Raw genomic sequence first — 8,375 nt, forward strand, 5'->3', positions numbered from 1 at the left:
CATGTCATAGTCGCGTTTCAGATGGTCAAGGCGCTGTTCATTTTCCTGCACCAGCAGGGTCTCGTCGATCATCGTCATGAGCTACTCCGTCAGCGCGTGAAGGCCTGAACATTGCCGGCGTCGACATTCAGAATGTTGCCGGTCGATTTTGCCGAAGTCTCCGAAGCAAAGAAATAGGTTGCCTCAGCAATATCTTCTGGCAGCACCGAACGCTTCAGCAACGAGCGCTGGCGGTAGTGTTCTTCAAGTTCGGACGTATCCTTGCCATAGGCTTCAGCTCGTTCCTTCAACCAGTCACCGGACCATATCTTGGAACCGCGCAGCACTGCGTCCGGGTTGACGACATTCACTCGGATACCCTCCGGCGCGCCTTCCAGAGCCAGACAGCGGGCAAGATGCAGTTCGGACGCCTTGGCCGTGCAATAAGCACTGGCACCGGGGGAGGCCGCGAGACCGTTCTTTGATCCGATAAAGACGATCGAACCACCTGTGCCCTGTGCTTTCATAATCCGGAATGCCTCCCTGGAGACAAGGAAATACCCGGTCGAAAGGATCGACATATTCCGGTTCCAAAGTTCCAGGGAAGTTTGTTCAACCGGCGCGGATGACGCAATGCCGGCATTGGAGACAAGAATGTCGACACCTCCGAACTCAAGCGCCGCATCAGCATAGCTTTCGGCGACGGCCTCCTCGCTGGTGACGTCCATCTTGACCACCCGCACGACATCCCGGGAATAGCGCCGAACGAGAAGATCGGCAGTTTTCGCAAGCGCCTGCGCGTCAATGTCGGCAAGAACCACACAGGCCCCTTCTTTCAGAAAGCGGTCGGCAGTCGCAGACCCGATCCCGCCTGCACCACCGGTGACGAGTGCGATTTTGCCCGCCAGGCTTTTCGGCTTTGGCATGCGTTGCAGTTTGGCCTCTTCCAGGAGCCAGTATTCAATGTCGAACGCCTCTTGTTCGGGCAGCCCCCGATAAGTCGAAACACCCGAAGCACCCCGCATGACATTGATTGCGTTGGTGTAGAACTCTCCCGAGATCCGAGCCGTCGCCTTGTCCTTTGCGAAGGTGATCATACCGACGCCTGGAACGAGATAGACGACGGCGTTCGGATCCCGCATCGGCGGGCTGTCCGCGCGCTTACAACGGTCATAATAGGCCGCATATCCCTCTCGATACGCGGCAACCGCATCCGCGAGGCCGTCAAGTGTCGCCGTCACATCCTGATGCTCAGGGTCGAAATCCACGACGAGCGGCCGGATTTTCGTACGCAGAAAATGGTCCGGGCAGCTCGTGCCAAGGGCTGCAAGGTTTTCCATGTTGCTGGAACAGACAAATTCCAGAACCACATCACTGTCCTCGAAATGACCGACCATCGGCTGTCCGCCGCTGATCATTCCGCGAATGGCCGGCATAAGCTCTGCGGCAACCCGCCGGCGATCCCCCGGTGGCAAAGCGCTGTGTCTGCTGCCTCCGAAGGCTTCGTTGCCGGCAGTCTTCTGCTCGAACCACTCGATCGCCTTGTTGATGATCTCAAGCGTAACCCGATAACAGGTTTTTGCATCATCTGCCCAGGTGAATAGACCATGACTTTCAAGCACGACACCTCGGGCATCCGGATTTTCGACGCAGAACTTTTCAAGCCAGAGACCAAGCTCATATCCTGGCCGTTTCCAGGGAAGCCAGCCTATGTCGTCGCCGAAGATCTCCCGAGTGATCTCGGAACTGTCGGCCGCAGCAGCGATGGCAATTATCGCGTCAGGGTGCATGTGATCGACGTGTTTTTTGGGAACATAGGCATGAAGGGGCGTGTCGATGGAAGCTGCGCGTGGATTGAGATTGAAGGTGCAATGAGGCAGATAGCCAACCATTTCGTCTTCATAGTCTTCGCCGCGATAAAGCGATTTCAGTGCCTGGAGCTTATCCATGTAAAGCGTTGCAAAACCATCCATTTTGATCGTGCCGACATCACCGCCAGAGCCTTTCACCCACAGCACTTCAACCTGCTCGCCAGACAGAGGATCCTTCTCGAACACCTTTGCGGACGTGTTGCCACCGCCGTAATTCGTAATGCGCTTGTCCGATCCGAGCAGGTTTGAGCGGTACAACAACAACTCAGCCTCATTCAAAGCCTTCGCTTTGTCCTCGTCCCAAAGGTCTTGAAGCCGGGATCCTGCGGCAGAGTTCAACATTCATTCCTCCCAAATACAGCCTGACAGCGCTTGCCTGTTTGATTAGAAGTTCGCTCGAACGGATCGTGCTGTCAATCAAAAACAGTCATTACCGATCATTTTGCATCGCAATATGATCGGTAATGACATTTTGTGATTGACAGTGAGCGTTTTTGGTGAAAACTTTTGTCTAACGGGAGGCACGTATGCACGAGAAAGAACGCCAGAGGATCATTTTGTCCGCTGTCCAGGACCGACCGGTTGTTACGGTCCAGGAACTTGTGGCGTTGACCGATTCTTCGGAAGCCACAATAAGGCGGGACATTGCAACACTGCATGTCCAGAAAAAGCTTCGGCGCGTGCGGGGTGGGGCTGAATCGATACATCCTCCGCAGTTCGTCGGACTGGCAGGGCGCCCGTTCAGCGTCAACGAAACGATCAACATCACGCAAAAGCGCGCAATTGCGCAAAGAGCCGTTGAACTGTGCGAAGACGGAGACGCCATCATTATCAACGGTGGTACCACCACATTTCAGATGGTTCATCCGCTCGCAACAAAACGGATGCAGGTGTTCACCAATTCATTTCCGATTGCAGAACACCTTCTGAAAAATTCCAAGAATACGATCATGCTTTCGGGCGGCGCGATTTATCGCGAACAGAACATAATCCTCAGTCCTTTCGACAATGACGTCACCCGAAACTTCTACGCCAAGCGTATGTTCATGGGAGCGCAAGGGTTGGGGCCTCTCGGTCTGATGGAGGCCGATCCACTTCTCATCCAGGCGGAACAGAAGCTGATCGGACAGGCCGACGAACTGGTGGTGCTGGTGGATTCATCGAAATTCAGTGCCCGATCCAGTCTTATCCTGTGTCCACTCGACCGGATCTCGACAGTAATCACAGACGAGGGCATTCCCGACAGTGCGGCAAACATGCTCGAGCAGGCGGATGTCAAATTGATCGTGGCGCAATCAGGCGCCGCACAAACCAAGGCAACCTCAAGCGGTTAGCCGGCATTCTGCCGGGACCTGGGAGGGCCGGCAGCTATCCAGGGAGGAAGAAAATGAAACTCTTCAAGTCACTACTGGCAGCAACGGCCGTTGCCGCCGTTTGCATAGCTGGCCCGGCACAGGCTGAAACAAAACGCATCGCTCTCGTGGTCAAGGCACTTGGAATCGGTTTCTTCGAGGCAGCCGCAAAAGGCGCCGAGGAAGCAGCCAAAGAGCTCGGTGACGTGGAGATCATTTACACTGGTCCGACCGATACGACAGCGGAAGGACAGATCGAAGTTATCAACGCCCTGATCGCACAGAAGGTCGATGCCATCGCCATCTCCGCCAATGATCAGGACGCGCTTGTCCCGGCACTGAAGAAAGCCATGCAACGCGGCATCACTGTTGTGTCGTGGGACTCAGGCGTTGCTCCAGATGGCCGTCAGCTGCACTTGAACCCATCGTCCAATCCGCTGATCGGCAACATGATCATCAAGCTTGCCGCCGATCATCTGCCCGATGGTGGCGACGTTGCCGTTCTTTCCGCCTCGGCCACGGCCACAAACCAGAACACCTGGATCGAGGAGATGAACAAGGTCAAGGACAACTACCCTGGCATCAACGTTGTCGCGACTGTCTACGGAGATGACCTGGCCGACAAGTCCTATCGCGAAGCACAGGGCCTGATGCAGACCTATCCCGACCTCAAGGCCATCATTGCCCCGACATCCGTGGGCATCGTTGCTGCTGCGCAAGCCGTCTCCGATGCAGAAAAAGCAGGACAGATCAATGTGACCGGGTTGGGACTGCCTTCCGAAATGGCCGGCCATATAGATTCCGGCGCATCCAAGTCCTTCGCGATCTGGAATCCGATCGATCTTGGCTATTCGGCGACAATGCTCGCTTACAATCTCGCAGCCGGAAATGCCGAGGCCAAGCCAGGCGCCGAAATTCCCATGGGTCGCATGGGGGCGCTGAAACTGGACGACAACAACGAAGGCGCGATGGCCGATCCGTTTGTCTATGACAGTTCCAACATCGACGACTTCAAGGATATCTTCTAAGCTTCGTATTCCAAGCACACGCAGGCCCGGCACCTTGTTGCCGGGCCGCTCCTGACCAGACACCAAACAGCCGCCGGGGTAGTGGGAATGCTTGCGAATTCGCAGGGCATAAAGAACGTGCACGCGTATGAAACAAATGAGCCTGCACCCGTTCTGTCTTTGAAAGGCATTTCAAAATCCTTTCCCGGGGTCAAAGCGCTGTCTGAAGTTGCACTTGACCTGTATTCCGGCGAAGTCACGGCGCTGGTCGGTGAAAACGGCGCCGGAAAATCCACAATCGTCAAGGTCCTGACAGGCATTTATCAGCCGGATCACGGACAGATCGCCATCGGTGGAACGCCTGTGTCCTTTCCGACAGCACAGGATGCCGGAAAGGCCGGTGTTACGGCCATCCATCAGGAAACCGTCCTGTTCGATGATCTGTCGGTTGCCGAAAACATCTTCATCGGGCACGCACCGAAAACGCGTTTCGGTCTGATCGACCGCAAGCAAATGGTGCATAAGGCGCAAGAACTTCTGGAGCGTATCGGGGCGCAGATTGACCCAAGGGTGATGCTGAAGGAACTGGGTATCGCCAACAAGCACCTGGTCGCGATTGCGCGCGCGCTCTCCATTGACGCCAAGATCGTGATCATGGACGAACCAACTGCTTCTCTTTCACACAAGGAAATCGAAGAAACGTACGAACTGGTCGAACGGTTGAAAGCCGAGGGCAAGGCAATCCTGTTCATCAGTCACAAATTCGATGAGATCTTCCGCATTGCCAACAGGTACACGGTATTCAGGGACGGTCAGATGGTCGGCGCAGGCAAGATCGACGATGTCGATGAACAGAAACTTGTCAAACTCATGGTCGGGAGGTCGGTCGACCAGGTCTTTCCGGATCGACACGCAAAGACCGGAAACGAGATTCTCAAAGTCGTCGGGTACTGCCACCCCACCGAATTCGAAGACATCGGCTTCACACTGCGTAAGGGTGAGATCCTCGGATTCTACGGCCTTGTCGGTGCGGGACGAAGCGAAGTCATGCAGGCACTGTTCGGCGTCACCAAACCCTCAAAAGGCGCGGTCCGGATCGATGATAAAATTGCGGTGATCCGGTCTCCGGACGAGGCGATAAACCACGGCATCGTCTATGTGCCGGAGGACCGTGGCAAGCAGGGCGCGATCAAGGGATTGCCGATTTTTCAAAACGTCTCGCTGCCGTCGCTCAAATCCACTTCCAGGAACGGATTTTTGCGGTTGGCGGAGGAGTTCAAGCTTGCGCGGGACTACACCCGGCGCCTGGACTTGCGGGCGGCGGCACTTGATCAGGACATCGGAGATCTTTCCGGCGGCAATCAGCAGAAGGTTGTCATCGCCAAATGGCTGGCCACGCAGCCACGGGTCATCATTCTGGATGAACCGACCAAGGGCATCGACATCGGCTCGAAGGCGGCGGTGCACGAATTCATGGCGGAACTTGCTGCGGAAGGCCTCGCCGTCATCATGGTTTCTTCTGAAATTCCGGAAATTCTCGGCATGTCAGACCGGGTGATCGTCATGCGCGAGGGGCGCATTGCAGCGGAGTTTCAGGGAGACCGCCTGACACCCGAAAACCTCGTCCGTGCGGCGGCAGGCATATCGGAGGCGGTCTCGTGACCCTATCGTTTTTCAAGTCCCGCGAAGGCATTCTGGGTGCCGCCATCCTGGCTCTGCTGCTTGCCATCTCGCTGCGTTTTCCCGCCTTCGTTGCTCCCTCGAATCTGGCAAGCGTTTTCAACGACACGGCACCACTCATCATCCTGACACTCGGTCAGATGGCCGTGATCCTCACCCGATGCATCGATCTCTCCGTTGCCGCCAACCTTGCTCTCACCGGCATGATCGTTGCCATGCTGAACACGATGATGCCTGAACTACCCATTCCGGTTATCCTGCTGATCGCAATCACTCTTGGTGCCTTGATGGGTCTCGTGAACGGGTTGCTCGTCTGGAAGCTCAACATCCCGCCGATTGTTGTGACGCTTGGAACAATGACCATCTATCGCGGTATCATCTTCCTGATTTCTGACGGTGCATGGATCAATGCCCATGAGATGAGCAGCAGCTTCAAAGCCTTCCCGCGGGACATTGTTCTGGGCCTGCCCGTCCTCTCATGGATCGCAATCATTGCCGTGATCGGGTTCGTCGTTCTGATCGGCAGAACTTCCCTCGGCCGCGCATTTTTTGCGGTCGGCGGCAATCCTCATGCAGCCGTATATACCGGGATCAATGTCGGACGGACACAATGCGCAGCCTTCGTGCTATCCGGTGCGCTTGCCGGTCTGACCGGATATCTTTGGGTCGCCCGCTACGCGGTTGCCTATGTCGATATCGCAGGTGGATTCGAACTTGAAGTGGTGGCGGCCTGTGTCATCGGCGGCATTTCAATTGCCGGTGGGATCGGTTCCGTCGCCGGGGCGCTGATGGGGGCCTTGTTTCTCGGCATCGTCAAAAACGCCCTGCCCGTCATCAACATCTCACCATTCTGGCAGCTCGCCATTTCAGGCAGCGCAATCATCATCGCCGTGGCATTCAACGCCACTTCCAATCGCGCTAAGGGCCGGGTCATCCTGAAAGAAGCGGAGCATGCGACATGAGCAATGCCGAAGCCAATTCGCAAGCCACCGGGCGAAGAATACCCGACCGCCTGAGAACGCCCCTTCAGCGTTTTCTAGCAAGTTGGGAGCTGCTTCTGCTGGTCGTTGCAATCGGTGTCTTCGTCGTCAACAGCTTTGCTTCTCCCTATTTTCTGGACCCCTGGAACCTGTCGGACGCAACATTCAACTTTACCGAAAAAGCCTTGATCGCCTTTGCGATGGCGCTGCTGATCATTTCAGGCGAGATCGACCTGTCCGTCGCCTCGATTATCGCTCTTGCGTCAACAGCGATGGGATTTGCCGTCCAGATGGGGGTCGATACGTCACTTCTGGTTCTGATCGGACTCGGCGTAGGGTTGGCCTGCGGCGCATTTAACGGCTTCCTTGTGACGGGTTTCGGCTTGCCCTCGATTGTGGTGACGATCGGCACCATGAGCCTGTTCCGGGGTGTTTCCTATATCGTGCTTGGCGACAAGGCCTATACCGGTTATCCGGCCGATTTCGCTTATTTCGGCCAGGGTTACGTCTGGTGGGTGATCTCTTTCGAGTTTCTTTTGTTTGCGGTCATGGCGCTCCTGTTTGCAATCTTGCTGCACAAGACAAACTTCGGTCGGGCAGTCTATGTGATCGGCAATAATCCGGTCGGTGCACTTTTCTCCGGCATACGGGTAAAGCGCGTGAAATTCGCCCTGTTCCTTTTGACCGGATTGATGTCTGGGGTCGCAGCGGTCTGCCTGACATCCCGCCTCGGAGCGACGCGACCGTCGATCGCCTTCGGCTGGGAACTCGAAGTCGTCACGATGGTGGTGCTGGGTGGCATCAACATTCTGGGTGGATCAGGAACGATACCCGGCGTCGTCATTGCCGCATTCGTCATGGGCATGGTCACGTTCGGATTTGGTCTTTTGAATGTACCGGGCATCGTAATGTCCATCTTTATCGGCCTGCTTCTGATCGCAGTCATCGCCCTGCCGCGGATAGCAAGGCACATCCTTGCCCGCAGAAAGGCATGAGAATGGAAAAATTTGCATTCAAGATGCAGCTCAATCCCGGCATGGAGGCTGAGTATCGGAAACGGCATGACGAGATCTGGCCGGAACTGGTCGAGCTTTTGAAAAGCGCTGGAATTAGGGACTATTCCATCCATCTCGACAGAGATACCAATATCCTTTTCGGGGTGCTTTGGCGCGAAAATGCAGATGGTATGGCCAAGCTGCCGCATAACCCGGTGATGCAGAAATGGTGGGCCCACATGGCCGATATCATGGAAACCAGGGATAACAACGAACCGGTTGCAGAGACGTTGGAAACCGTCTTTCACATGGATTGACAGCTGATGACGACTGCAAGACATGTCGGCGTAATCGATATCGGCAAGACCAACGCCAAAGTAGCCGTTGTCGACATTGAAAAAGAACGGGAAATCGGTGTTCTGGCGCGTCCAAATCGCGTACTCAGCGGTCCACCTTATCCTCACTACGATACCGAAGAACTCTGGCAGTTTATCTGTGCGTCACTCAGGCA

The 8,375-nt window shown here is 55.6% G+C and carries 7 protein-coding genes and 1 pseudogene; 7 read left to right on the plus strand and 1 reads right to left on the minus strand.

Features of this window, described 5'->3' with window-relative positions; all coding sequences use genetic code 11:
- Window positions 1–89 precede the first annotated feature (89 nt).
- Window positions 90–2,192 carry a bifunctional rhamnulose-1-phosphate aldolase/short-chain dehydrogenase gene (locus K5905_RS20890; protein ID WP_297587264.1) on the minus strand — a complete coding sequence of 701 codons (2,103 nt, stop codon included), beginning with the start codon at window positions 2,190–2,192 and terminating at the stop codon, window positions 90–92.
- 185 nt (window positions 2,193–2,377) lie between these two features.
- Here K5905_RS20890 and K5905_RS20895 point away from each other — a divergent pair, with 185 nt between their 5' ends.
- The 7 genes and pseudogenes from K5905_RS20895 to K5905_RS20925 all read left to right on the plus strand — a co-directional run.
- Complete coding sequence (locus tag K5905_RS20895; RefSeq protein WP_297587267.1) at window positions 2,378–3,184, plus strand: DeoR/GlpR family DNA-binding transcription regulator; 807 nt, start codon at window positions 2,378–2,380, stop codon at window positions 3,182–3,184.
- A gap of 53 nt (window positions 3,185–3,237) precedes the next feature.
- On the plus strand, window positions 3,238–4,230 hold the full coding sequence (gene rhaS / locus K5905_RS20900; protein ID WP_297587269.1) for a rhamnose ABC transporter substrate-binding protein: 993 nt from the start codon (window positions 3,238–3,240) through the stop codon (window positions 4,228–4,230).
- Between the two features lie 87 nt (window positions 4,231–4,317).
- Window positions 4,318–5,871 (plus strand): sugar ABC transporter ATP-binding protein, encoded by a 1,554-nt coding sequence (locus tag K5905_RS20905; protein WP_297587271.1) that lies wholly within the window; start codon window positions 4,318–4,320, stop codon window positions 5,869–5,871.
- Window positions 5,868–6,851 (plus strand): ABC transporter permease, encoded by a 984-nt coding sequence (locus K5905_RS20910; protein WP_297587273.1) that lies wholly within the window; start codon window positions 5,868–5,870, stop codon window positions 6,849–6,851. The genes K5905_RS20905 and K5905_RS20910 overlap by 4 nt, the downstream gene beginning before the upstream one ends.
- On the plus strand, window positions 6,848–7,864 hold the full coding sequence (locus tag K5905_RS20915) for an ABC transporter permease (RefSeq protein ID WP_297587275.1): 1,017 nt from the start codon (window positions 6,848–6,850) through the stop codon (window positions 7,862–7,864). The genes K5905_RS20910 and K5905_RS20915 overlap by 4 nt, the downstream gene beginning before the upstream one ends.
- Before the next feature lie 2 nt (window positions 7,865–7,866).
- Entirely contained in the window at window positions 7,867–8,181 is a 315-nt protein-coding gene (rhaM, locus tag K5905_RS20920; RefSeq protein WP_297587278.1) for an L-rhamnose mutarotase, read from the plus strand.
- A 6-nt stretch (window positions 8,182–8,187) separates the two neighbouring features.
- Window positions 8,188–8,375, plus strand: a pseudogene (locus K5905_RS20925) (carbohydrate kinase); the annotation flags it as partial.

Source organism: Roseibium sp. (assembly GCF_025698965.1).
Taxonomy (GTDB): domain Bacteria; phylum Pseudomonadota; class Alphaproteobacteria; order Rhizobiales; family Stappiaceae; genus Roseibium.